Here is a 24,367-nt window from a genome sequence, read left to right on the forward strand (position 1 = left end):
ACGCTGATAGCGGGCCGGCCGGGCCGGACAGCCGCCGGCCGGACGCGCCCGGTCTCATTGCGTGCCGGGTCGCGCGCGAATCGGGCGCGGCTGCGTCGCACAATGTAATCCAGCGCCCGCGGAAGCGCAAAGCTTTTGACGCGGGGCCGCCCGCCGCTGTCGCCGCCGCGCCGCGCCGGGCTGCCCGATTCGCGCACGCACGGTGAAACCGGGTACCATCGCCGCGAGCATCCGCATCGCCCGCGACAATCGCCCGACCGTCATCGATGCGTCACGCCAGCGTCATCCGTCGACCCCATGAAGCCTGCCCGCCCTCGTCCGCCTCGTCGCATCCTCGCCCGCTTCGTCGCGGTGTCGTGGCGCGACCTCGCGCTGTCGATCGGCCCGACCGTCCTGCTCGCCGCCGCGGCCGTCTGGCTCGCCGTCAGGCTGATCCAGCCGGCGCCGCCGTCCACGCTCGTGATCTCGTCCGGCCCGCCCGGCAGCACGTACTGGAACGCCGCGCAGAAGTACAAGACGATCCTCGCGAAGAACGGCGTCACGCTCGACGTCCAGTCGTCTGAAGGATCCGCGCAGAACCTCGCGCGGCTGTCCAACCCGAACGCGCCGGTCGACGTCGGTTTCGTGCAGAGCGGCATCGGCCCGAAGGAGCGCGACGAGCACCTCGTGTCGCTCGGCAGCATCGGTTACGTGCCGCTCGCGATCATGTACCGCGGCCCGGTGGTCGCGCGCCTGTCCGACTTCAAGGGCAAGCGGCTCGCGCTCGGCGCGGAAGGCAGCGGCGCGCGCGAGCTGAGCCTCGCGCTGCTGAAGATGAACGGCATCGTGCCGGGCGGCTCGACCGAGCTGCTGCCGACCGCCGGCGAGGACGCGGCAACCGCGCTGCTCGACGGCAAGATCGACGCGGCGTTCCTGTCCGGCGACTCGACGCAGATCCCGGTGATGGCGAAACTGTTCCGTGCGCCGGGCGTGCACGTGTACTCGTTCACGCAGGCCGAGGCGTATGCACGGCGCTTTCCTTACCTGACCGCGATCACGCTGCCGATGGGCGTCTACGATCTCGGCCGCAACCTGCCGCCGGCCGACATCCACACGGTTGCACCGACGATCGAACTCGTCGCGCGCGATTCGCTGCACCCCGCGCTGTCGGACCTGCTGATCGAGGCCGCGCGCGAGGTGCACGGCCACGCGACGATCCTGCAGCACGCGGGCGAGTTCCCGTCGTCCGTCACGCGCGGATTCCCGCTGTCCGACGACGCCGCGCGCTACTACAAGTCGGGCAAGACCTTCCTGTACCGGCGGCTGCCGTTCTGGGTCGCGAGCCTGGTCGACCGGCTGCTGGTGGTGGTCGTGCCGCTGATCGTCGTCCTGATCCCCGGGCTGCGGCTCGTGCCGTCGCTGTACGGCTGGCGCGTGCGCTCGCGCATCTACCGCTGGTACGGCGCGCTGATCGCGCTCGAGCGCAGCGCGCTCGGCGAGCACACCGCCGAGGAACGCGTCCAGCTGCTCGACCAACTGGACGACATCGAGGAAGCCGTGAACCGGATGAAGATGCCGCTCGCGTACGCCGGGCAGTTCTACGTGCTGCGCGAGCACATCGGCTTCGTGCGCGAGCGGCTCACGTCGCACGACCCCGACACGCCGGCACGCGCCGAAGCCGCGCCGCCGCCGGCCGACGGCGCCCCCCGGGCGACTCCCGGTTCCGCGTGAGCGGACGATCCGCGATCATTGCTGCATGCGCGTGCCGCCGCGTAACATGGAGGCCGCCGCCAGGCGCCGCACGCCCCACCCTCTGGAGAACGACATGACAACCGGCCTCGATACCGCCCAACCTGCCTGGTTCTTCGACTTCGTGTCGCCGTTCTCGTATCTGCTGCTCGAGCAGCACGACAAATGGCCGGACGTGCCGTTCGAACCCGTCGCCGTCTCGCTGCTCGACCTGCAGCGCCACTGGGGGCAGCGCCCGAGCGCCGACGTGCCGGCCAAGCGCGTGTTCACGTACCGTCACGCGCTGTTCCGCGCGGAACAGCTCGGCATTCGCTTCAAGATGCCGCCCGCGCACCCGTTCGATTCCGACAAGCTGCTGCGCCTCGCGATCGCGCTGCGCGCCGACATCGCGACCGTGCTGGAAATGTTCCGCTTCATCTGGCGCGAGGGCAACGATCCGTCGACGCCGGAAGGCTTCGCGGCGCTGTGCGAGCGCGTCGGCGTCGGCCATGGCGATGCGCTGATCGAATTCGAGGAAACGAGCGCGCAACTGGCCCGCAACAACGCCGATGCGATCGCGCTCGGCGTGTTCGGCGTGCCGACGTTCTGGATGAACAAGCAGTTGTTCTGGGGCGAGGATGCGCTGCCGATGGTGCTGTACTGCGCACGCACGCCGAACTGGCTCGAATCGCGCGAGGTCAAGCGGATCAGTGCGCTGCCGAAGGGTCGCGCGTGATGGCCGGTATCACGCACGCCAACGCGCGGCTGCGGTAAGGTTACGCGTCACCCGAATCACCCCCATCCGATGGAAGACGACGACCGTACCGCCTCGCTCGATATCTGGCTCGTGCGCGTGTTGCGCACGCTGCTGCTCGAGCGCAGCGTCACGCAGGCCGCGCTGCGGCTGAACCAGACCCAGCCCGCGATCAGCACCGCGCTGCGCAAGCTGCGCGAGACGCTGAACGACCCGATCCTCGTGCGCGGCAAATCCGGCATGGTGCCGACCGAATACGGCGCATCGCTGCTCGAGGCCGCGTCGCGCGCGCTGCGCGAGGTCGACTTCATCGCGACGCCGCACGGCGACTTCGATCCGTCGTCCGCGCGGCGCACGTTCCGCGTCGCGGCGCCCGACTACCTGAACGATTTCTTCATGCCGACGCTGATCGAGCGCTTTCGCGACGCGGCGCCGCATGCGCATCTGGAAATCGACTCGCTGAATCCCGCGCTCGACCACGCGGGCGCGCTCGAATCGGGCGCGCTCGACCTCGTGATCGGCAACTGGCCGAAGCCCGACCCGCGGTTCGTGCGCCAGGATCTCTTCTCCGACACGATCGTATGCCTGATGCGCGATACGCATCCGCTCGCGCACGTGCCGCTCACGCGCGAAGCGTATGCGTCGGCCGCGCACGTCGCGCCGACGCCGTACACCGGCGACAAGCGCAACGCGATCGAGATCGGCCTCGCTCGTGCGCGCCTCACGCGGCGCATCGTGACGACGCTGCCGTACTTCGGGATCGTGCCGCAGGTACTGCTGCAGTCGGACCTGATCTTCACGACGACGCGCCGCTTCGCGACGCACTATGCGCAGTTGCTGCCGCTCGTCGTCGTCACGCCGCCCGTGCCGTTCCAGCGCATCAAGAGCTACCTGCTCACGCATCCGCAGCCCGACCGGCCGACCGACATCGCGTGGCTGGGCGCGCTGATGCAGAGCGTGTCCGACGAATTGACGGTCGCCCGCACGCGCAAGCGCTGATACGCGGCCGCTCAGGCCGTGCAGAAGGTTTCCTGCAGATGGGTCCAGCGCACGACGCCCGCCGCGTCGCGCTCGAACACGGCCGTCGCGCGGCGCGCAGGCAGCGCGCCCGCCGCCGCGTGCTGCGCTTCGAGATAGGTGATCACCGCATGCGATGCGTCGGCCGCGAGCACGCGGATCTCCGACAGCGTGATGCGCAGCCCCGGCTTCGCGCCGACGAGCTTCGCGAACAGCGCGCGCGTGCCGTCACGGTCGACCACGCGGCCATCGGTCAGGATCATCGTGAAGCCGGGGGAAAACGCGGCGAGCAGCGCGTCGAGCGCCGCGGGCGCGGTGTCGATGCCGGACAGCCAGCGCTCGATGGCGGCGACGCTCGCATCGAGCGCGTCGAGATAGATCGGGTGATCGGACATGGCATGTGCACGGTGACGGGATGCGCAGCCCGATGCCGCGCGTTGCCGTGCAGTGTATGCAAAAACGCGCGGCCCTGCGCCGGCCGCGCGGTGCTACCGCGAGCAGGACACCTCGTCGCATGCGCGGCCGGCCGCCAGCGCCTTCGCATCGGCCACCGGCATGCCCGAGCGCGCCTGCAGCAGCTCCGCGCACACGGCCACCGCGATCGCGCCCGGCGCCTTGTCGACGATACCCGCGACGCCGATCGGGCACACCATCTCCACGAGCCGCGCCGGATCGACACCGCGCGCGGCGAGCCGGCGCTCGAACTTCACGCGCTTGGTGCGCGAGCCGATCATCCCGAAGTACGCGTAGTCGCGCCGCCGCATGATCCGCGCGGCGAGCGAGAAGTCGAGCGCGTGGTTGTGCGTCATCACGAGGAAGTACGCGCCCGGCGGCGCCGCGTCGACGACGGCCTCCGGCGTGTCGGTCGGCTCCGGCTGCACGTTCGGCGGACATTCGTCCGGGAACAGCTCGTCGCGCGTGTCGACCCACTGCACGACGCACGGCAGCGCGCCGAGCAGCGTGACGAGCGCGTGACCGACGTGCCCGGCGCCGAACAGCACGATGTGCATCGGCGCCGGCGCGCCGCTCGCGCGGTTGCGCTGGCCGGTGCCCTGCGCGAACGCCGGGGCCGGCGCGGTGCGAAGCGAACGTGCGGGGCCGTTCATGTCAGCCTGCCTGCGTGGCGCGGGCCGCACGCACTGCCGTGATCGCGCGCAGGATCGACTCGCCGGTGGCCGGCGCGTCGAGCGGCGGGTTCACCCGGTAGTCGCCCACGGCCGCGACCGCGTCGCGCACCGCGAAGAACACCGAGAACGGCAGCAGCAGCGGCGGCTCGCCGACGGCCTTCGAACGGTGGATGCTGTCCTCGATGTTGCGGTTCCGGAACAGCCGCACGTTGAACTCGGGCGGCGTGTCGTTCACCGTCGGGATCTTGTACGTCGACGGCGCGTGCGTCATCAGCTTGCCGCCCTTGTTCCACCACAGCTCCTCGGTCGTGAGCCAGCCCATCCCCTGGATGAACGCGCCTTCGACCTGGCCGACGTCGAGCGCCGGGTTCAGCGACGCGCCCACGTCGTGCAGCGCATCGACGCGCAGCGTGCGCATCTCGCCCGTCAGCGTGTCGATCACGACTTCCGACACGGCCGCGCCATACGAGTAGTAGTAGAACGGCCGGCCCTGCAGCTTCGACTGGTCCCAGTACAGCTTCGGCGTCGCGTAGAAGCCGTCGGACCACAGCTGCACGCGCGCGAGGTACGCCTTCGCGATCACCTCGCCGAACGGCACGCCGTGGCCGCCGACCGACACGACGTCGTTGCCGAACGTCACGTCGGCCGCCTCGACCTTGCCGTCGCCGAACTGCTTCGCCGCGAACACCGCGAGCCGCTCGCGCAGCTGGCGCGCCGCATCCTGCGCGGCCTTGCCGTTCAGGTCGGAGCCCGTCGACGCGGCCGTCGCGGACGTGTTCGCGACCTTGCTCGTGTCGGTCGCCGTCACGCGGATCCGGCCGAAGCGGATGCCGAGCTCGTGAGCGACGACCTGCGCGACCTTCGTGTTGAGCCCCTGCCCCATCTCCGTGCCGCCGTGGTTCACCAGCACCGAGCCGTCGGTGTAGATGTGCACCAGCGCGCCGGCCTGGTTGAAGTGCGTGACGTTGAAGGCGATGCCGAACTTCACCGGCGTGATCGCGATGCCCTTCTTCAGCACCGCGTTGCGCGCGTTGAATTCGCGCACGCCCGCGCGCCGTGCGCGGTAGTCGCTCGTCGCCTCGAGTTCGCCGAGCAGCTCCTGCAGCACGTTGTCCTCGACCGTCTGCCCGTACGGCGTCACGTTGCGTTCGGTCTTGCCGTACAGGTTCGCGTAGCGCACGTCGAGCGGATCGCGGCCGAGCGAACGCGCGACGTCGTCGAGGATGTACTCGATCGCGAACGCGCCCTGCGGGCCGCCGAAGCCGCGGAACGCGGTGTTCGACTGCGTGTTGGTCCTGCCGCAGTAGCCGGCGATGGCGACGTCGCCGAGCCAGTACGCGTTGTCGAAGTGGCATACCGCGCGCGTCATCACCGGGCCCGACAGGTCGGCCGAGAAACCGCAGCGCGACGTCATGTCGAGCGCCACGCCGTCGATGCGGCCGTCGTCGTCGTAGCCGACGTCGAAGCGGTAATGGAAGTCGTGCCGCTTGCCGGTGATCATCATGTCGTCGTCGCGGTCCGGACGCAGCTTCACCGGGCACAGCAGCTTCCACGCGGCGAGCGCCGCGCAGCACGCGAACAGGCCCGACTGCGATTCCTTGCCGCCGAACCCGCCGCCCATCCGGCGGCATTCGACGAGCACGTTGTGCGACGCGACGCCGAGCACATGCGCGACGAGGTGCTGCATCTCGCTCGGGTGCTGCGTCGAGCAGTACACGTGCATCCCGTCGTCGTCCTTCGGCACCGCGTAGGCGATCTGGCCTTCGAGATAGAACTGCTCCTGGCCGCCGAGCAGCATCTCGCCCGACTCGCGGTGCGGCGCGACGGCGAGCCGCGCGGCCGCGTCGCCGCGCGCGAGCTTCAGCGGCGGGATCACGTAGGTTTCGGCCGCGCGCGCCTCCTGCGCGGTCAGGATCGCCGGCAGCTCCTCGTAGTCGACCTGCGCGCGGCGCGCGGCGAGCCGCGCGATTTCGTGCGACGTCGCGACGACGATGAACATCGGCTGGCCGACGAACTGCACGATGCCCTTCGCGAGCACCGGGTCGTCGTGGATGATCGGGCCGCAATCGTTGACGCCGGGAATATCGTCGGCCGTGAACACGGCGACCACGCCCGGCGTCGCGCGCACCGCGTCGAAGTTCATCGACACGATCCTCGCGTGCGGCTTCGCCGACAGGCCGAGCGCCGCGTGCAGCGTGCCCGCGACGACCGGAATGTCGTCGGTGTAGGTGGCGCGTCCGCTGACGTGCAGGTGCGCGGATTCGTGCGCGCGCGACACGTGGACCTGCGCGGCGTCGGCTTGCGGGTCGAGGGTGCTCAGGAACGGTTCTGCTTGCTGGTTCATTGTCGGGGTTCTCCGTCTTCAGACGCGCGCCGCGCCGGCGCCAGCTTCGGCGGCCACTTCACGCACATTCAGGGCTTGCGGCGGCAGCGGGTCGTGCGGGCGCGTCTCCAGCCAGAATCGGTACATCAGGTTCTTCGCGGTATCGAGGCGGTACGTGCTCGTCGCGCGCATGTCGGACAGCGGCTGGTAGTCGCGCTCGAGCGCCTGCATCGCGGCCTGCGCGGTGGCTTCGTGCCATTGCGCGCCGTCGAGCACGGCTTCGGTGTGGGTCGCCCGCTTCGGCGTCGCGGCCATCCCGCCGAACGCGATGCGCGGCTCGCGGATCGTGTCGCCGTCCGCGATGAACGCGAAGGCCGCGCACACGGCCGAGATGTCGGAGTCGAACCGCTTCGACAGCTTGTACGTGCGGAACTGCAGCTTCTCGCGGGCGCCGGTGCGGGTCGGCACCTTCAGGCCGACGACGAATTCGTGCGGCGCCATGTCCTTCTGCTGGTACCCCGTGTACAGCGCTTCGAGCGGCAGCTCGCGCACCGTGTCGCCGCCGCGCAGCACGACGCGCGCGCCGAGCGCGATCAGGCCCGGCATCGAATCGCCGATCGGCGAGCCGTTCGCGACGTTGCCGCCGATCGTGCCCGCGTTGCGGATCGGCAGCGACGCGAAGCGCTTCCACATCTCGGTCAGTTCCGGGTACGTGCCGGCCAGTGCCGCATAGGCCTTCTCGACCGTCACGCCCGCGCCGATCTCGATCCAGTCGCCGCGTTCGGCGAGGCGCTGCAACTCGGCGATCCGGCCGACGTAGATCAGGTCGTCGAGCCGGCGCATCTGCTTGGTGACCCACAGGCCGATGTCGGTACTGCCCGCGAGGATGCGCGCGTCGGGACGCTCGGCCTTCAGCGCGGCCAGCGCGTCGAGCGTGCGCGGCGCCGCGAAGCGCGCGCCGTCGCTCGTCGTGTAGTCGAACGTGTCGTCGCGCTTGAGCGACGCGAGCGTGCGGGCCAGCGCGGCCGTGTCGACCGGTGCCGACGGCGCCGGCGCATCGAACATCTGCACGGCCGCATCGACGATCGGGCGATAGCCGGTGCAGCGGCACAGGTTGCCGGTCAGCGCATCGGCGATCTCGGTGCGCGTCGGCACGTCCTTCGCCTTCGTGCACGCGCCGGCACAGCCTTCGTGGCCATGCTTCTCGTACAGCGCCCACATCGACATCACGAAGCCGGGCGTGCAGAACCCGCATTGCGAACCGTGGCAGTCGACCATCGCCTGCTGCACCGGATGCAGCGCACCGTCCGGCTGGCGCAGGTCCTCGACCGTGAGCAGCGCCTTGCCGTCGAGCGTCGGCAGGAACTGGATGCAGGCGTTGACGGCCTTGAACTCGACCGCGCCGGCATCGGTCAGCTCGCCGACGACGACCGTGCACGCGCCGCAGTCGCCTTCCGCGCAGCCTTCCTTGGTGCCGGTGCAATGCGCGTCCTCGCGCAGGTACTGCAGCACGGTGCGGGTGACGTCCGCGCCGCTGACTTCGCGGATCGCGTGACGATGGTAGAAGCGGATCGGCTCACTCATGTCTCGATGGTTCTTCAATTGGGGGGCAAGGCGGCCTGCGCGGAGCGCCCGACCGACGTTTTTCTGACAGTTTGCACGCTATCACCATCAAATTTCGCAACCCATAGCCCATCACGCATGGGGCCCATATAACTGCCGCGATATGAGCGCCGGGGCCGCCCGCGGCCCTTTCCGCACGGTACTCCGCGCCCGTGCCCGACGCCCCCGCAGCCATCCGCCATCGCCGAAAACAGGTCGCGATGAACTAAATGGTACCTGCGGGAAAACCGGTTCCATGGGAAAATCCCGATTCCCTTTTTCGCCGTCTTCCGTCTGCTTCGTTCATTCGTTCCGACCCCATGTCCTCCGATTCCGCCACACCGCCGCGCAGCGGGTTCGCGGTCACGCTGCAAATCGTGTCCGTCGTTTGCTTCACGTTCATCTGCTATCTGACCATCGGCCTGCCGCTCGCGGTGCTGCCGGGCTTCGTCCATGGCGACCTCGGCTTTTCCGCGATCGTCGCGGGCGGCGCGATCAGCGTCCAGTACTTCGCGACGCTCGCGTCGCGGCCGCTCGCCGGGCGCCTGGCCGATACGCTCGGCCCGAAGCAGACGGTGCTGCGCGGGCTGATCGGCTGCGGCGCGTCGGGCGTGCTGCTGCTCGTCGCGCTGCTGCTCGCGCGCTGGCCGGTCGCGAGCCTCGTGCTGCTGGTCGCAAGCCGGCTCGTGCTCGGCGTCGGCGAAAGCCTGTGCGGCACCGGCGCGATCCTGTGGGGCATCGGCCGCGTCGGCGTCGCGCACAACGCGAAGGTGATCTCGTGGAACGGCATCGCGACCTACGGCGCGCTCGCGCTCGGCGCGCCGGTCGGCGTCGCGATCGCGAATACGCTGAACCCGGCGCTGATCGGCGTGATCGTGATCGCGCTGGCCGCGAGCGGCTTCTACCTCGCGCGCCTGATCGCCCCGGTGCCGCTCGTGCACGGCGAGCGGATGTCGTATGCGAGCGTGTTCACGCGCGTGCTGCCGCACGGCCTCGGCCTGGCGCTCGGTTCGGCCGGCTTCGGCTCGATCGCGACCTTCGTCACGCTGTACTACGCGGCGCGCCACTGGCCGAACGCCGCGCTGTCGCTGACCGTGTTCGGCACGCTGTTCATCGGCGCGCGGCTGCTGTTCGCGAACACGATCAAGACCTACGGCGGCTTCCGCGTCGCGATCGTGTCGTTCGCCTTCGAATGTTCGGGCCTGCTGCTGCTGTGGCTCGCGCCGGTGCCGCACATCGCGCTCGTCGGCGCCGCGCTGACGGGTTTCGGCTTCGCGCTGATCTTCCCGGCGCTCGGCGTCGAGGCCGTCGCGCTCGTGCCGCCCGCGAGCCGCGGCGCGGCGCTGTCCGCGTATTCGGTGTTCCTCGACCTGTCGCTCGGCATCACGGGCCCCCTCGCGGGCTATGTCGCGGGCGCGTTCGGCTATCCGCAGGTGTTCCTGTTCGCGGCGGTGGCCGCCGCCGCGGGCGTCGCCCTGTCGATGATGCTGTACCAGCGGCAGGGGCGCGTGGCGGGGAGCGGCGCCGCGGCCTGACCATGTCGTGCGTCGGACGGCAGCCGGTCGCGCCCGTCGCGCCGCCGGCGCCTCAAGAAAAACGCCTGCATCGCGCAGGCGTTTTTTATTCGTCGGCGACCGCGACGCTCAGGCCGTCCGCAAGAACAGCCGGCGCGTCAGGTCGAACGCGACGAGATTGCCGGCCACCACGAGCAGCAGCCCGATCACCGCGAGCGGCGACCACTGGTAACCCTCGAACACCGTCGACACGGCCAGCGCGACGATCGGGAACAGCACCGTGCAGTACGCGGCGCGTTCCGGCCCGATCCGGCCGACGAGCGTCAGGTACGCGGTGAAACCGATCACCGAGCCCGGCACGGCCAGGTAGACGAGCGCCCCCAGATAGCGCGGGCTCGTATCGAGCGTGAACGGCATCCCGGCCGCCACGCTGCCGACGGTCAGGATCGCCGCGCCGATCAGCATCGCCCAGCCGTTGGTCACGAGCGGGTGCAGCCCCATCGACTGCATCCGGCTCGACAGCAGGTTGCCGATCGAGAAGCACATCGTGCCCGCGAACGCGATCGCGAGCCCCGTCCAGGTCGCATGATCGTCGAGATGGCCGGCCATCTGCTGCCAGAACAGGCACGCGATGCCGGTCAGCCCGAGCAACGCGCCGGCGATCGCCGACGGCCGCAGCGGGCGGCCCATGAACAGCCGGCCGTTGATCGAATTCAAGAGCGGCGCGGTCGAGAAGATCACCGCGACGAGGCCGCTCGGCACGACCTGCTCCGCATAGTAGAAGCACAGGAAGTTCACGCAGAACAGCGCGAAACCCTGCGCGACGAGGAAACGCCACGCGTCGCGCGGCGGGCGCACCGGCCGGCGCATCACGCGCAGCAGCGCGAACAGCACGACGGCCGCGAGCCAGAAGCGCCATGCGATCGACACGGGCGGCGGCACCGAGCCGAGCTGCCACTTGATCGCGATCCAGGTGGTGCCCCAGATCAGCACGGTGACGAAATAAAGCGACAGGTTCATGGCGGCAATCCGGAAAATCGGGTGAATCGGGATCCCGACTATGCCGCCGCGCGGGGTGGGACGATTGTCCGGAATTGCGGTCTTTTTCGGGACGCCGCACGCGCTGCCGCGCGCCCGCTTATACTCGGCCCATCATGAGCCTCTCCCTCTCCGCCCCACCCGTCGACCACGCCGCCGCCCTGGCCGGCGGCGATCTGCCGTTCGGCCTGCAGTCGGTCTGCCGCACCCTCGCCGAGGCGAACGCGACGCTCGAGCGCTTCGCGTGGCTCGGCGACCACCTCGCGATCGCCGAATGGACGCGGATCACCGACGAAAGCGAGACGGTCTACGAACAGCCCGGCCACCACACGCTGTCGTGCTACCTCGACGGCGGCTACCGGACCGAGCGCCAGCGCGTGCCGCGCTACGGCGCGCCGAGCCTGCTGTGCGCGCTGCCGGGCGACCATGAATCGCGCTGGTGGGTGCGCGGCGAGATGCACTTCGTCCACCTGTATTTCCTGCCCGAGCACTTCACGCAGCGCGCGATCCGCGAACTCGACCGCGAGCCGCGCGAGCTGAAGCTCGCCGATCGCACCTATTTCGAGGATGCGCGCGTCGCCGCGCTGCTGCGCTCGCTCGCGCTCGACGGCTGGGACGACGCCGACGAGCGGCTGCGCGTGAACGAGACCGCGCACGAGGTGCTGAGCCTGCTGCTGCGCGGGCAGAGCACGACGCGCACCGACACGACGTTCCGCGGCGGGCTCGCGCCGGCCGTGCGCCGCCGCGTGCGCGACTACATCGACACGTATCTCACGCAACCGCTGACGCTCGGCGAACTGGCCGAGGTCGCCGCGCTGTCCGAATACCACTTCTCGCGGATGTTCCGGCTGTCGTTCGGCCGCGCGCCGCACGCGTGGGTGGCCGAGCAGCGCCTCGCACGGGCGCGCGAGCTGCTGCGCACGACGGCATTGCCGCTCGCGCAGGTCGCGGCCGACTGCGGCTACGCGAACGCCGGCCACTTCAGCCACCGCTTTCGCGACGCGCACGGCACGACGCCGAATACGTACCGGCGCGCGATGCAGGGCCGCTGAGCGCGGCCCGTTTTCACGCTTTCCCGCTTACGCGCCGCGCCGGGACAGTTCCTGCTCGAGCGCCGCGACACCGGCCGGCAGGTCGACCGGCACCTTCAGGTCGACCATCGTGCGGCCGAACGCATGCAGCGTGCGGAACAGGTTGTGTTCGCGGCATTGCTCGCCCATCTGCCCGATCCGTACGATCGGCAACCCGAACGAGCCCGAGATCTCGACCTGATACTGCTTCGAGATATGGCCGCAGACCATGCCGGGCGTCAGCCCTTCCGGCGTCTCGATCCCGACCACCGAATTGAGCCGGCAGTCCTTCGGCGCGTAGAGCCTGAGCCCCATCGACTCGACCCCCGCCTGCAGCGCGAGCGAGCAGCGCAGATGGCGTGCAAAGCGGCTTTCGAGCGTCTCCGCGCAGACGAGCCGCAGCGCCTCGTGCAGCGCCAGCACGCCGGACACGGGCGCCGTGTAGTGATAGCCGGCGTTGTGCCAGAAGTTCTCCGCGAGCGCCATGTCGAGGCACCAGTGCGCGTTCGGCTCGGGGCGATGCTTCATGCGCTCCCACGCGGCGTCGGAGAAGGCGATCAGCGACACGCCCGGGATCGACGACAGCCCCTTCTGGCCGCCGGTGATCACCGCGTCGATGCCCCACGCGTCCATCTCGAGCGGCATCGTCGACAACGTGCACACCGCGTCGACGACGACCAGCGCGCCGGCCGCCTTCGCGAGCGCCGCGATTTCGCGCAGGTCGCGGTTCCATACCGTGTTCGACGTCTCGCCCTGCACGATCGTGACGATCTCGGGCCGCTCGCGCGCGATCGCATCCGCGATCTCGTCGAGGCTCGCGACCGCACGGTCGGCCACCTCGAGCGTCGCGACGTCGGCGCCGACGCGCGTGGCCATCTCGGCCATCCGCGCGCTGAAGAAGCCGTTGCGGATCGACAGCACGCGCGTGCCGCGCCACGCGAGGTTCGAGATCGCCATCTCCATCGCCGCCGAACCGGGGCCCGCGACGCCGAGCACCCACTTCGTGCGGGTCTGGAACACGTAGCGCGCCATCTCCTTCACCTGCTCGATGATCTTCGCCATCGTCGCGCCGAGGTGGTTGATCACGATCGTGTTCGCCTTCGCGACGGCGGCCGGAATCGGAACCGGGCCGGCCCCCATCATCAGCAGCGGTTCTTCGGGCAGGATCGCGTCGAGCGGCACGACGACGGGGCAGGGAATCGGCGAGTAATCGATGGACATGGCTGGCAAGAGGTGAGGAAAGGACATGCTCGGACGCTCGCCGCACGGCATGGCGAACTGATCGATCATTCCGCGTTCCGCGGCCTCGCGCAAGAGGCACGCGCGGCCGGACAGCGCGACGGTGGCCCGGTCGCCTGACCGGGCCAGCCGGCCGCGTGCGTGTCGCGCGATGGCCATCCCGATTGAAAAGGGATGGCGGGCCGGTCGTGAAACGGTTCCATTCGGCTTCCGCCTCGCGTGATTTTCTTCGTCAATAACGCCGCGATTCGCCGATACCAGTGGCATGCGACGACTTTCGCGTCAGTCGAAATAGACCGGCTGCCCGATAAAAACCGCCGCCCGGAATGCGGCATGCAATATCGCCTCCACCCGGAAAACATCCATTACTGCAGCATGTATTGGGGAACGACTCCGCAAATTAACGAAATCAGGCTACCTTATCACCCAACAAGTCATTGATTAACATAGATAATATTCGCCACGTTGGCGCATATTCCAATACCGCGTCAGTTTTGCGCGGTACGCAAATGCTGCATTGCAACGTTTAACCGTTACCCGTGATTTCGATTTTCCGCAACCCGCCCATTTTCTCAGGTTGACGAATATAGGTTCAGTATTGAACAATCGTCTGCGGAATCGAAAAAAACGATTTTTCGATACGAGGGAGAACTGGGGTCGTGCGATGGGCTTTCGAGGTCGCATGGCGAAAAATCACAACCATAATCAATCAACCGGGCCAGAAATACGCAAGCCATGAACCAGATTCAGACCATGCGTGTATTCGTCTGCGTCGCCGAGCAGCAAAGCTTCCGGCGCGCGGCGCACCATCTCGGCGTGTCCAATGCACTCGTCACGCGTTCGATCGCGATGCTCGAGGGCCATCTGAACACACGGCTGATCCACCGCACCACGCGCAACCTGTCGCTCACCGAGGCCGGCGTGCGCTACCTCGACGGCTGCCGCGCGCTGCTCGAGGAATTCGACCACCTCGAGTCGTCCGTCACGCATGCCGTGCGCGAGCCGGCCGGCACGCTGCGCGTCGTGGCGTCGGGGCTGCTGTCGCCGCTGGCGCTGACGCCGCTCGTCAGCAGCTTCCGGCTCCGCTACCCCGAGCTGCGCGTACAGCTGACCGTCGCCGAGGGGCCGCTCGACGTACTCGATTCGGGTTACGACGTCGGCATCGTCACGGGCAACCGGTTCGACGGCAATCCGTCGCTGATCGGCCATGCGCTCGCGCCGAACCCGTTCGTCGCATGCGCGGCGCCGGCCTATCTCGACCGGCGCGGCGAGCCGCGCGCGCCCGACGACCTGCCGGGCCACGACTGGGTCACGCTCGCGCCGCACCAGCATGCGCCATCGTGGCAACTGGTCGGCCACGACGGCGTCGCGCATTCGGTCACGGTGCGCCCGGCATGCACGGTCAACCAGCTCGCGCTGGTGCAGGCCGCCGCCGTGGCCGGCGCGGGCATCGCGGTGCTGCCCGAGCCGTGCGTCGCCGACGCGCTCAACAGCGGCACCCTCGTGCGCCTGCTGGCCGGCTACCGGATCGACGATCCCGACACGCAACTGTCGCTCGTCTACCCGAACCGCCAGTACGTGCCGGCCCGCACGCGCAGCTTCGTCGAGCACGCGCTCGACCACTTCAGCGCACCGACGCCCCGCGACCGGACGGACTACGGCTTCCTGCGGCCGCCGCGCGGGCCCGAGCGGCCCGACATCGTCACGGGGCTGCAGTAAACTGCGCGCGTCAGCCATCGGAGGTGCAGCGTGCGCATGATCCTGTTCAGCAGCCGGCAGTACGACGACGATTCGTTTACCGCCGCCAACCGGCAGTTCGGCTATCGGCTGCATTTCCAGCCGTCGCACCTCGACGCGGAAACCGCGATCCTCGCGCACGGCTATGAAGTCGTGTGCCCGTTCGTCAACGACACCGTCGACGCGGCCGTGCTCGAACGGCTCGCCGACGGCGGCACGCGGCTGATCGCGCTGCGCTCGGCCGGTTTCAATCATGTCGACCTCGCGGCCGCCGCGCGGCTCGGCATCACGGTCGTGCGCGTGCCCGCGTATTCGCCGCATGCGGTTGCCGAGCACGCGGTCGCGCTGATCCTCGCGCTCAATCGCCGGCTGCCGCGCGCGGTCGCGCGCACCCGCGAGGGCGACTTCTCGCTGAACGGCCTGCTCGGCTTCGACCTGCACGGCAAGACCGTCGGCGTGATCGGCACCGGCATCATCGGCAGCGTGTTCGCGAAGATCATGATGGGCTTCGGAATGCACGTGCTCGCGCACTCCGTGCCGCCGTACAACGACGAGCTGATCGCGTTCGGCGCGCGCTACGTCGAGCTCGACGAGCTGCTGCGCCACGCCGATATCGTCAGCCTGCACTGCCCGCTGCTGCCGTCGACGCACCATCTGATCAACGGGCAGACGCTCGCGCGCATGAAGCACGGCGCGATGCTGATCAACACCGGCCGCGGCGGCCTCGTCGATGCACAGGCGCTCGTCGACGCGCTCAAGAGCGGCCAGCTCGGCCACCTCGGGCTCGACGTGTACGAAGAGGAAAGCGGGCTGTTCTTCGAGGATCACTCCGACCTGCCGCTGCAGGACGACGTGCTCGCGCGCCTGCTGACGTTCCCGAACGTGATCGTCACGTCGCACCAGGCGTTCTTCACGCGCGAGGCGCTGGCCGAGATCGCGCATACGACGCTGCTGAACATCGAGGCGTGGCACGCGGGCACGCCCGCAAACGTCGTGAGCGCGAATCGCTGACGCATCGCACGCACCCCCTCAACAATCCCGCCTTTTGTTTCGACTGACGTAACGCGGCACGTGCGCGGTCTGCTATCGTTGCGCCGACGTCCTTCCCTGCTCCTGCCGCTCATGCGTTTCGACGACTCCGACATCGCCGCGGTCTACCGCGCCATTTTCGAACGGCGCGACATGCGCCACTTCACGCCGGCGCCCGTCGATCCAGCCGTGCTCGCGCGCTTGCTGCGCGCGGCGCACCATGCGCCGAGCGTCGGCTTCATGCAGCCCTGGCGCTTCATCCGCATCACCGATCCCGCGCTGCGCACCGCGATCCACGCGCTGGTCGAGGCCGAGCGGCGCGCGACCGCCGATGCGCTCGGCGAACGCCAGGACGCATTCATGCGGCTGAAGGTCGAGGGCGTGCGCGAATGCGGCGAGCTGCTGGTCGTGGCGCTCGCCGACGGCCGCGAGCGCCACGTGTTCGGCCGCCGCACGCTGCCGGAGATGGATCTGGCATCCGCCGCATGCGCGATCCAGAACATGTGGCTCGCGGCACGCGCGGAAGGGCTCGGGATGGGCTGGGTATCGCTGTTCGACGTCGATGCGCTGCGCATGCTGCTGCGCATGCCCGACGGCGCGAAGCCGATCGCCGTGCTGTGCATCGGGCACGTCGACGCGTTCTACGCGAAACCGATGCTCGAACAGGAGCGCTGGGCCGCGCGAATGCCGATCGAGGCATGCCTGTTCGAGAACGGCTGGGACGACCCGGCTGCCATCGACGGCGCCCGCGCAGCCTCGTCTCCCGTGAATGCGGAATCGGATGCCGACGTGACGAACACGTCCGATGCCCTCCCCGGCGGCGCGCCCGAACGCATCGCGTGACGGCGGCGCCTCGCAATTGCCTACGCTCTGGCCCCGATACGGCCCGACGCGGAAAATCGCCGCCCGATCCCACACTGTGAGCTTTCGGCATCGCGCCCCGTCGCACGCCGGCAACAACCGTTTTGGCCCCGAGCGTAGGGGTTTTCACTGAAGTAGAATCGCGGCTGTCGACCGTCTTACCGTCCGCCTGTCCCGCGCATCCCGCGCCCGGCATGAGCGGCGGCTTTTCCCGAGCCTACCGCGATGCCCTTGCCTCTTTTCGCCCTTGCCGTCGCCGCCTTTGGAATCGGTACCACCGAATTCGTGATCATGGGGCTGCTGCCCAATGTCGCGCGCGATCTCGGTGTGTCGATTCCGGCCGCCGGGATGCTCGTGTCGGGCTACGCGCTCGGCGTGACGATCGGCGCGCCGATCCTCGCGGTCGTCACCGCGAAGATGCCGCGCAAGCGCGCGCTGATGGGCCTGATCGGGCTGTTCATCGCCGGCAACCTGTTCTGCGCGATCGCGCCGGGCTATGCGGTGCTGATGGCCGCGCGGGTCGTCACCGCGTTCTGCCACGGCGCGTTCTTCGGGATCGGCTCGGTCGTCGCGAGCAGCCTCGTCGCGCCGAACCGCCGCGCGCAGGCGATCGCGCTGATGTTCACCGGCCTCACGCTCGCGAACGTGCTCGGCGTGCCGCTCGGCACCGCGCTCGGCCAGGCATTCGGCTGGCGCGCGACGTTCTGGGCCGTCACCGGCATCGGCATCGTCGCGGCCGCCGCGCTCGCGGTGTGCCTGCCGAAGCACCTCGCGATGCCCGACACCAGCATCACGCGCGAATTCAGCGTGCTGAAGCACCCGCAGGTGCTGATGGTGCTCGGCATCAGCGTGCTCGCATCCGCGAGCCTGTTCAGCGTGTTCACGTACATCACGCCGATCCTCGAGGACGTGACGGGCTTCTCGCCGCATCAGGTCACCTACGTGCTGCTGCTGTTCGGTCTCGGCCTGACGGTCGGCGGCACGCTCGGCGGCAAGCTCGCCGACTGGCGCCGGATGCCGTCGCTGATCGCGACGCTCACGCTGATCGGCATCGTCCTCGCGCTGTTCGCGGGCACGATGCACGTGCCGTTCGCCGCGCTCGCGACGATCTTCGTGTGGGGCATCCTCGCGTTCGCGATCGTGCCGCCGCTGCAGATCATGATCGTCGATCGCGCGAGCGACGCGCCGAATCTCGCGTCGACGTTGAACCAGGGGGCGTTCAACCTCGGCAACGCGACCGGCGCATGGCTCGGCGGGATGGCGATCGGCTCCGGCGTCTCGCTCGTGAACCTGCCGTGGGTCGGGGTCGCGATGGCCGTCGCGGCGCTCGCGCTCACGCTGTGGTCGGCATCGCTCGAACGCCGCCCCGTGGCGGTGCCGACCCACTACGTATAACGCAACCCTGCCGCAATCGTTGCGGACACAACCCCATTCGATCCTGATGGCCTTCATGGACCTTTCAAGGGCCGCGGTGTAGCATCCCGGCCGATGAAAGCCATTCTCAATCGCGATTTCCTCGCGCTGATCCTGAGCGTCGCGGTCGTCGGCCTCGGCACCGGCGCCACGCTGCCGCTCACCGCACTCGCACTGACCGAAGCCGGGCACGGCACCAACGTCGTCGGCATGCTGACGGCCGCGCAGGCGCTCGGCGGCCTCGCGATCGTCCCGTTCGTCACCGCGCTCGCGCGGCATATCGGCTCGCGGCGCGCGATCGTCGTGTCGGTCGTGCTGCTCGCGGCCGCCACCGCGCTGATGCAGTTCACGTCGAACCTGATCGTGTGGGGCGCGCTGCGCGTGCTGTGCGGCGCCGCGCTGATGCTGCTGTTCACGATCGGCGAAGCGTGGGTCAACCAGCTCGCCGACGATGCGACGCGCGGCCGCGTCGTCGCGATCTACGCCACCAATTTCACGCTGTTCCAGATGGCGGGCCCCGTGCTCGTGAGCCAGATCGCCGGCGCGACGCGCATCCGCTTCGCGCTGTGCGGCGCGCTGTTCCTGCTCGCGCTGCCCACGCTCGCGACGATCCGGCGCGCCCCGCTCGCCGGCGACGACGCGCATCACGCAGCGCACGGCCGCTGGCTCGACGTGCTGCCGCGCATGCCCGCACTGATCATCGGCACCGGCTTCTTCGCGCTGTTCGACACGCTCGCGCTGTCGCTGCTGCCGCTCTATGCGATGGATCACGGCGTCGCGAGCGCGACCGCCGTGCTGCTCGCGTCGATCATGCTGTTCGGCGATACCGCGATGCAGTTTCCGATCGGCTGGCTCGCGGACAGGCTCGGCCGCGAACGCGTACACCTCGGCGCCGGCTGGATCGTGCTGGCCGGCCTGCCGTTGCTGCCGTTCGTCATCGCGAATCCGTGGCTGTGCTGGCCGCTGCTGTTCGTGCTCGGCGCGGCGGCCGGCAGCATCTATACGCTGTCGCTCGTCGCGTGCGGCGAACGCTTCCGCGGCGCGGCGCTCGTCACCGCGAGCTCGCTCGTGTCGGCATCGTGGAGCGCCGCGAGCTTCGGCGGCCCGCTGGTGGCCGGCGCGCTGATGGAGCAACTGGGCAGCCACGCGCTGGTCGGCGTGCTGCTCGCCTGCGTCGCGGCGTTCGTCGCGGCCGCGCTGTGGGAACGCCGCGCCGCGTTGCAACGCGCGGTCTGATCCGCATCGACGAAACGACAACGGCCCGCACGATGCGGGCCGTTCGGTCTTGCCGTGCGACGCGTTATGCGTGGCGCGCCGGCAGGATCTTCCCGGCGCACGTGCCGAAGCCGACGCGATAACCGTCGCCCTGGCACCACCCGGCGAGCGTGAGCTCGTCGCCGTCCTCGAGGTACGTCCGGCTGCCGCCGCCGTTCAGCGCGACCGGCTCCTTGCCGTTCCACGTCAGTTCGAGCAGGCTGCCGAACGAATCCTTGGTCGGCCCGCTGATCGTGCCCGAGCCCATCAGGTCGCCCACGCGCGTGTTGCAGCCCGCGACCGTGTGATGCGCGAGCTGCTGCGCCATCGTCCAGTACATGTGCTTGAAGTTGGTGCGGCAGATCGACGTCGCGTCGGCCGCGCCTTCGGCACGCAGCGTCACTTCGAGCGCGATGTCGAACGCATGCCGGCCCGCGTGCCGCAGATACGCGAGCGGCTGCGGCGACTGTTCGGGCTGCGCGGTGCGGAACGGTTCGAGCGCGTCGAGCGTGACGATCCACGGCGAGATCGTCGTCGCGAACCCCTTCGAGTTGAACGGACCGAGCGGCACGTATTCCCACTGCTGGATGTCGCGCGCGCTCCAGTCGTTCAGCAGCACCATCCCGAAGATATGCGCTTCCGCATCCTCGCACGCGATCGGCTCGCCGAGCGCGTTGCCCTGGCCGACGATGAAGCCCGTCTCCAGCTCGATGTCGAGCTTGCGGCAGGCACCGAACACCGGGCGTTCCTGGTCGGGCAGCTTCAGTTGCCCGTTCGGCCGCCGCACCGGCGTGCCGCTCACGACCACCGACGACGCACGGCCGTTGTAGCCGATCGGCATCTCCGACCAGTTCGGCAGCAATGCATTCTTCGGATCGCGGAACATCGAGCCGACGTTGGTCGCATGCTCCTTCGACGAATAGAAATCGGTGTAGCCGGGAATCTCGACCGGCAGATGCAGCGTCGCGTCGCGCTGCGCGACGAGCACCTGCGCGCGCAGCGCCGCGTCGTCTCGCAGCGTCGCGTTGTCGCGCGAGAACAGGCCCGACAGCTGCACGCGCACGCCGCGCCAGGCGTCGCGGCCGAGCGCGATGAACGCATTGAGCGTCGGCGCGGCGAACGCGTCGGCGCCGGCCGGCAGCGTCACGAGGCCCGCGCGCGCGAGCGCCGCGAGATCGACGATCTGGTCGCCGAGCGCCACGCCCGCGCGACGCGCCGGCTGCTGCGCATCGCTGAAGATCCCGAACGGCAGGTTCTGGATCGGGAAATCGCAGGCGGGATCGTTCGCGGTGTCGAGCCAGCTCTTGCGAGCCGGGTCGAGCGTCGCGCGCCAGTCTTGGGTGTCGCTCATCGTTGCTCCGGATTGAAGTGTTTCTTGATGCCTTGCCAGCATTCGAAGTAGTCGGCCTGCAGTTGCGCGGTGTCGAGCGCGTAACGCGTCGGCCGGATCAGCGTGCGGGTTTCGAACATGAACGCCATCGTCGCGTCGACCTTGTGCGGTTTCGTCGTGTCGCTCGCGGACGCCTTCTCGAACGTGTCCGCGTCGGGCCCGTGGCCCGACATGCAGTTGTGCAGGCTCGCGCCGCCCGGCACGAAGCCTTCGGCCTTCGCGTCGTACGCGCCGTGCACGAGTCCCATGAACTCGCTCGCGACGTTGCGGTGGAACCAGGGCGGGCGGAACGTATCCTCGGCCGCGAGCCAGCGCGGCGGGAAGATCACGAAGTCGATCGTGTCGACGCCCGGCGTGTCGCTTTGCGCCTGCAGCACGAGGAAGATCGACGGATCGGGATGGTCGAAGCTGATCGAGCCGATCGTGTTGAACAGGCGCAGATCGTACTTGTACGGCGCGTAGTTGCCGTGCCACGCGACGACGTCGAGCGGCGAATGGCCGATGTCCGCGCGCCACAGGCGGCCGTTCAGCTTCGCGATCAGTTCGAACGCCCCTTCGCGGTCTTCGTACGCGGCTTGCGGCGTCAGGAAGTCGCGCGGGTTCGCGAGCCCGTTCGAGCCGATCGGGCCGAGATCCGGCAGGCGCAGTTGCGCGCCGAAGTTCTCGCAGATATAGCCGCGCGCGTCGCCGTCCGGCAGCGCGACGGAAAAACGCACGCCGCGCGGGATCACCGCGATCTCGAACGGCTCGACGTCGACCCGGCCGAATTCGGTCGCGATATGCAGCCGCCCCTGCTGCGGCACGATCAGCAGCTCGCCGTCCGCGCTGTAGAAGAAGCGGTCCCGCATCGAGCGGTTCGCCGCGTACAGGTGGATCGCGCAACCGTTCATCGCGGCGGCCGAGCCGTTGCCGGCCATCGTCACGAGCCCGTCGACGAAATCGGTCGGCTCGACCGGCATCGGCAGCGGATCCCAGCGCAACTGGTTCGGCGGCGTCGGCGGCACGTCGGCCGAATCGCCGAATTCCGCCACGAGCCGCTGCGGGCCCGCGTACGGCTCGAACGGCCGGTGCACGGCCGCCGGGCGGATGCGGTACAGCCACGAACGGCGGTTGTGGCCGCGCGGCGCGGTAAACGCGGTGCCCGACAGTTGCTCCGCATACAGCCCGTACGGCGCGCGCTGCGGCGAGTTGCGGCCGTGCGGCAACGCGCCGGGCAGTGCCTCGGTGGCGAATTCGTTCCCGAAACCGCTCAGGTAGCCGGCGTTCGCCGGTTTCGACAGGTCAAGCGTCATCGTTTCCTTTCTCCCTCAATTCGTGGCGGCGGTCGGCGCCTGCACGCCGTTGCGCCGCGTTACGCCCGCGAGCCCGAGGACGAACAGCGCCGAGCACAGCACGGGCACCGCGGCCGCGTGGAACAGCGCGCCGTTCGACCAGTTGAGCGCAATCAGTTGTCCGCCGACGAGCGGCCCGAGCACCGAGCCGATCCGGCCGATGCCGAGGCTCCAGCCGATGCCCGTCGAGCGCAGCGACGTCGGGTAATACTGGCCCGCGAGCGCGTTCACGGCCGGCTGCCCGCCGACCACGCAGAACCCGCCCGCGAACACGACGACCAGCAGCCACGGCAGCGCGTGCGCGACCGAGCCGATCAGCCCCACCGACACGGCCGCGCAGGCGAAGCACACGAACAGCACGCGCACGAAGCCGTGACGTTCGATGAACCAGCCGAGCGACAGCGTGCCGATCACGCCGCCTGTCTGCAGCACCGTGCCGACGATCACCGCGGTGCCCGGCGAATAACCGGCGTCGCGCATCACGGTCGGCAGCCAGTTCGACAGGAAATACAGATCGATCAGGTTCATGAAGCTGATCGCCCACAGCAGCAGCGTGACCGGCAGGCGGCCGTGGCTGAACAGTTCGGCGACCGGTGCGCCGCTCGCCGCGCGCTCGCGCACGATGAGCCGCGTGTTCGCGTCGATGCCGGCCTGCGGCGCGAATCGGGCGAGCCAGCCGCGCGCCTGCGCGACGCGCCCTTTCAGCACCAGGAACTGCAGCGACTCGGGCAGCCGCGCGAGCATCGCGATCGTCAGCACGAGCGGCACCGCGCCGCCGACGAAGAACACCGAACGCCAGCCGAACGCCGGAATCAGCGCGGCGCTGATGAAGCCGCCGAGCGCCGCACCGAGCGTGAAGCCGCACGACACGATCATCATCCGCTTCACGCGATGCGCGGCCGGGCTGAACTCGCCGACCAGCGCCATTGCGTTCGGCATGATGCAGCCGAGGCCGAGCCCGGTCACGAAGCGCAGCGCCATCAGCACCGGGATCGAACCCGCAAACGGCGTCGCGAGCATCGTCACCGCGAAGAACAGCGTCGAGCCGATCAGCACCGGGCGGCGCCCGATCCGGTCGGCCAGCACCGACAGCCCGAGCGCGCCGAGCAGCATCCCGAACAGGCTCGCGCTGAACACCGGGCCGAGCGCCTGCTTCGGCACGCCCCATTCGGCGATCACGCTCGGCGCCACGTAGCCCATCGCCTGCGCATCGAAACCGTCGATCACGAGGCACAGCCCGCACAACGCGAGCAGCATCCAGTGAAAGCCCGGGCGATGGGTCTCGTCGATCACGCGCTCGACTTCGAGCACGCGCGCGTCGGCCGGCGCCGCGCTCATTGCGCCACCTCGGCGGCCGGGTGCACGGGCGGCGTCACGCCCTGGCGCGCGAGCGCCATCGCTTCGCGCAACACGTCGGCATCGCCGATCTGGTTCGCGAGCAGCAGGATCAGCTTCGCGTTGACGAGCTGGCTGTCGCTGTCGGACAAGTCGCGATGCATGTCGATCAGCGCTTCATAGAACGCGTCGGGGTCGGTCAGGCGCGGGCGGGTGTCGAATGAAGGCATGACGGGTCTCCGGTGTCTTTATCGTATTCAGCGTGCGCAGGTCGCGCGCGCCAGCGCGTCGGCGATCGCCTGACGGTCGAGCGTGCGCGTGCGCGCGCAGACGTGCTGATCGGGACGCAGCAGGTAGAAGGTGCCCGGCTGCGCGTCGTAGCGTTGCGCGGCGAGCCCGTCGACGTCCTCCACGACGTCGACGCCGGCCGCCGGCCGCGCATGACCGGCCGGCACGACGAGCACGGGCCGCACCGGCAGCGCGAGGCCGTCGACGGCCTTCGCGGCGCGGCCGATTGTCGCCCGATGATGCTTTGCCGGACCTGACGCACGTCAACGTCGCATGCGCTGCGCACGGCTCGCCGCCGCGCGCGAAAATCTCCGCCGCATCGGCCCGCGAGGCCCGCC

20 protein-coding genes and 1 pseudogene are annotated in these 24,367 nt (G+C 69.4%); 10 read left to right on the plus strand and 11 right to left on the minus strand.

Annotation, left to right across the window (positions count from 1 at the left end):
* The first annotated feature begins 297 nt into the window (after positions 1-297).
* From G3N62_RS15775 to G3N62_RS15785, 3 genes are all read left to right on the plus strand, one after another.
* A complete protein-coding gene (locus tag G3N62_RS15775) occupies positions 298-1,710 on the plus strand; it encodes a TAXI family TRAP transporter solute-binding subunit (protein WP_124669257.1) in 1,413 nt (470 codons plus the stop codon).
* A 94-nt stretch (positions 1,711-1,804) separates the two neighbouring features.
* Positions 1,805-2,443 (plus strand): DsbA family protein, encoded by a 639-nt coding sequence (locus G3N62_RS15780; RefSeq protein ID WP_034187240.1) that lies wholly within the window; start codon positions 1,805-1,807, stop codon positions 2,441-2,443.
* Between the two features lie 69 nt (positions 2,444-2,512).
* Positions 2,513-3,460, plus strand: coding sequence for a LysR family transcriptional regulator (locus G3N62_RS15785; protein ID WP_124669258.1), 948 nt, complete (start codon positions 2,513-2,515; stop codon positions 3,458-3,460).
* 11 nt (positions 3,461-3,471) lie between these two features.
* Here G3N62_RS15785 and G3N62_RS15790 read toward each other — a convergent pair whose 3' ends face one another.
* The 4 genes from G3N62_RS15790 to xdhA form a co-directional block, all read right to left on the minus strand.
* Positions 3,472-3,873 carry a nuclear transport factor 2 family protein gene (locus tag G3N62_RS15790; protein WP_034187238.1) on the minus strand — a complete coding sequence of 134 codons (402 nt, stop codon included), beginning with the start codon at positions 3,871-3,873 and terminating at the stop codon, positions 3,472-3,474.
* Between the two features lie 93 nt (positions 3,874-3,966).
* Positions 3,967-4,584, minus strand: a complete 618-nt coding sequence (gene xdhC, locus G3N62_RS15795) for a xanthine dehydrogenase accessory protein XdhC (RefSeq protein ID WP_034187237.1) — start codon at positions 4,582-4,584, stop codon at positions 3,967-3,969.
* Between the two features lies 1 nt (position 4,585).
* Positions 4,586-6,949, minus strand: coding sequence for a xanthine dehydrogenase molybdopterin binding subunit (gene xdhB / locus G3N62_RS15800; RefSeq protein WP_034187236.1), 2,364 nt, complete (start codon positions 6,947-6,949; stop codon positions 4,586-4,588).
* Between the two features lie 18 nt (positions 6,950-6,967).
* On the minus strand, positions 6,968-8,512 hold the full coding sequence (gene xdhA / locus G3N62_RS15805; RefSeq protein WP_124669259.1) for a xanthine dehydrogenase small subunit: 1,545 nt from the start codon (positions 8,510-8,512) through the stop codon (positions 6,968-6,970).
* Between the two features lie 338 nt (positions 8,513-8,850).
* On the opposite strand from xdhA, the gene G3N62_RS15810 reads away from it, so the two are divergent.
* Positions 8,851-10,065, plus strand: a complete 1,215-nt coding sequence (locus tag G3N62_RS15810; protein WP_034187234.1) for an MFS transporter — start codon at positions 8,851-8,853, stop codon at positions 10,063-10,065.
* A gap of 108 nt (positions 10,066-10,173) precedes the next feature.
* Here the strand turns inward: G3N62_RS15810 and G3N62_RS15815 are convergent, their stop codons facing one another.
* On the minus strand, positions 10,174-11,064 hold the full coding sequence (locus G3N62_RS15815; protein ID WP_034187233.1) for an EamA family transporter: 891 nt from the start codon (positions 11,062-11,064) through the stop codon (positions 10,174-10,176).
* A 134-nt stretch (positions 11,065-11,198) separates the two neighbouring features.
* Here G3N62_RS15815 and G3N62_RS15820 point away from each other — a divergent pair, with 134 nt between their 5' ends.
* On the plus strand, positions 11,199-12,134 hold the full coding sequence (locus G3N62_RS15820; RefSeq protein WP_034187232.1) for an AraC family transcriptional regulator: 936 nt from the start codon (positions 11,199-11,201) through the stop codon (positions 12,132-12,134).
* 27 nt (positions 12,135-12,161) lie between these two features.
* On the opposite strand, the gene G3N62_RS15825 is transcribed toward G3N62_RS15820, so the two are convergent.
* Positions 12,162-13,373 (minus strand): alanine--glyoxylate aminotransferase family protein, encoded by a 1,212-nt coding sequence (locus G3N62_RS15825; RefSeq protein ID WP_034187452.1) that lies wholly within the window; start codon positions 13,371-13,373, stop codon positions 12,162-12,164.
* 753 nt (positions 13,374-14,126) lie between these two features.
* Here G3N62_RS15825 and G3N62_RS15830 point away from each other — a divergent pair.
* The 5 genes from G3N62_RS15830 (at position 14,127) to G3N62_RS15850 (ending at position 19,667) form a co-directional block, all read left to right on the plus strand.
* Positions 14,127-15,110, plus strand: a complete 984-nt coding sequence (locus G3N62_RS15830; protein ID WP_034187231.1) for a LysR family transcriptional regulator — start codon at positions 14,127-14,129, stop codon at positions 15,108-15,110.
* Positions 15,111-15,140: 30 nt separating this feature from the next.
* Positions 15,141-16,139: a 2-hydroxyacid dehydrogenase gene (locus G3N62_RS15835; protein ID WP_069706548.1), complete on the plus strand. Its 999-nt coding sequence runs from the start codon at positions 15,141-15,143 to the stop codon at positions 16,137-16,139.
* Positions 16,140-16,250: 111 nt separating this feature from the next.
* Positions 16,251-17,000 (plus strand): 5,6-dimethylbenzimidazole synthase, encoded by a 750-nt coding sequence (bluB, locus tag G3N62_RS15840; protein ID WP_059557278.1) that lies wholly within the window; start codon positions 16,251-16,253, stop codon positions 16,998-17,000.
* Between the two features lie 243 nt (positions 17,001-17,243).
* Positions 17,244-18,413, plus strand: coding sequence for an MFS transporter (locus G3N62_RS15845; protein ID WP_124669260.1), 1,170 nt, complete (start codon positions 17,244-17,246; stop codon positions 18,411-18,413).
* A 93-nt stretch (positions 18,414-18,506) separates the two neighbouring features.
* Positions 18,507-19,667 carry an MFS transporter gene (locus G3N62_RS15850; protein WP_049033121.1) on the plus strand — a complete coding sequence of 387 codons (1,161 nt, stop codon included), beginning with the start codon at positions 18,507-18,509 and terminating at the stop codon, positions 19,665-19,667.
* 64 nt (positions 19,668-19,731) lie between these two features.
* On the opposite strand, the gene fahA is transcribed toward G3N62_RS15850, so the two are convergent.
* From fahA to G3N62_RS15875, 5 genes and pseudogenes are all read right to left on the minus strand, one after another.
* Positions 19,732-21,036 (minus strand): fumarylacetoacetase, encoded by a 1,305-nt coding sequence (fahA, locus tag G3N62_RS15855; protein ID WP_034187226.1) that lies wholly within the window; start codon positions 21,034-21,036, stop codon positions 19,732-19,734.
* Complete coding sequence (gene hmgA / locus G3N62_RS15860; RefSeq protein WP_059557283.1) at positions 21,033-22,367, minus strand: homogentisate 1,2-dioxygenase; 1,335 nt, start codon at positions 22,365-22,367, stop codon at positions 21,033-21,035. The genes fahA and hmgA overlap by 4 nt, the downstream gene beginning before the upstream one ends.
* A gap of 15 nt (positions 22,368-22,382) precedes the next feature.
* Positions 22,383-23,744 carry an MFS transporter gene (locus tag G3N62_RS15865; protein WP_124607844.1) on the minus strand — a complete coding sequence of 454 codons (1,362 nt, stop codon included), beginning with the start codon at positions 23,742-23,744 and terminating at the stop codon, positions 22,383-22,385.
* Positions 23,741-23,971, minus strand: a complete 231-nt coding sequence (locus tag G3N62_RS15870) for a DUF2783 domain-containing protein (protein WP_124669261.1) — start codon at positions 23,969-23,971, stop codon at positions 23,741-23,743. Before G3N62_RS15870 ends, G3N62_RS15865 begins: the two co-directional genes overlap by 4 nt.
* A gap of 27 nt (positions 23,972-23,998) precedes the next feature.
* Positions 23,999-24,244, minus strand: a pseudogene (locus G3N62_RS15875) (FAD-dependent oxidoreductase); the annotation flags it as partial.
* Positions 24,245-24,367: the final 123 nt, after the last annotated feature.

The organism is Burkholderia sp. Tr-20355 (assembly GCF_017104685.1).
Lineage (GTDB): Bacteria > Pseudomonadota > Gammaproteobacteria > Burkholderiales > Burkholderiaceae > Burkholderia > Burkholderia seminalis.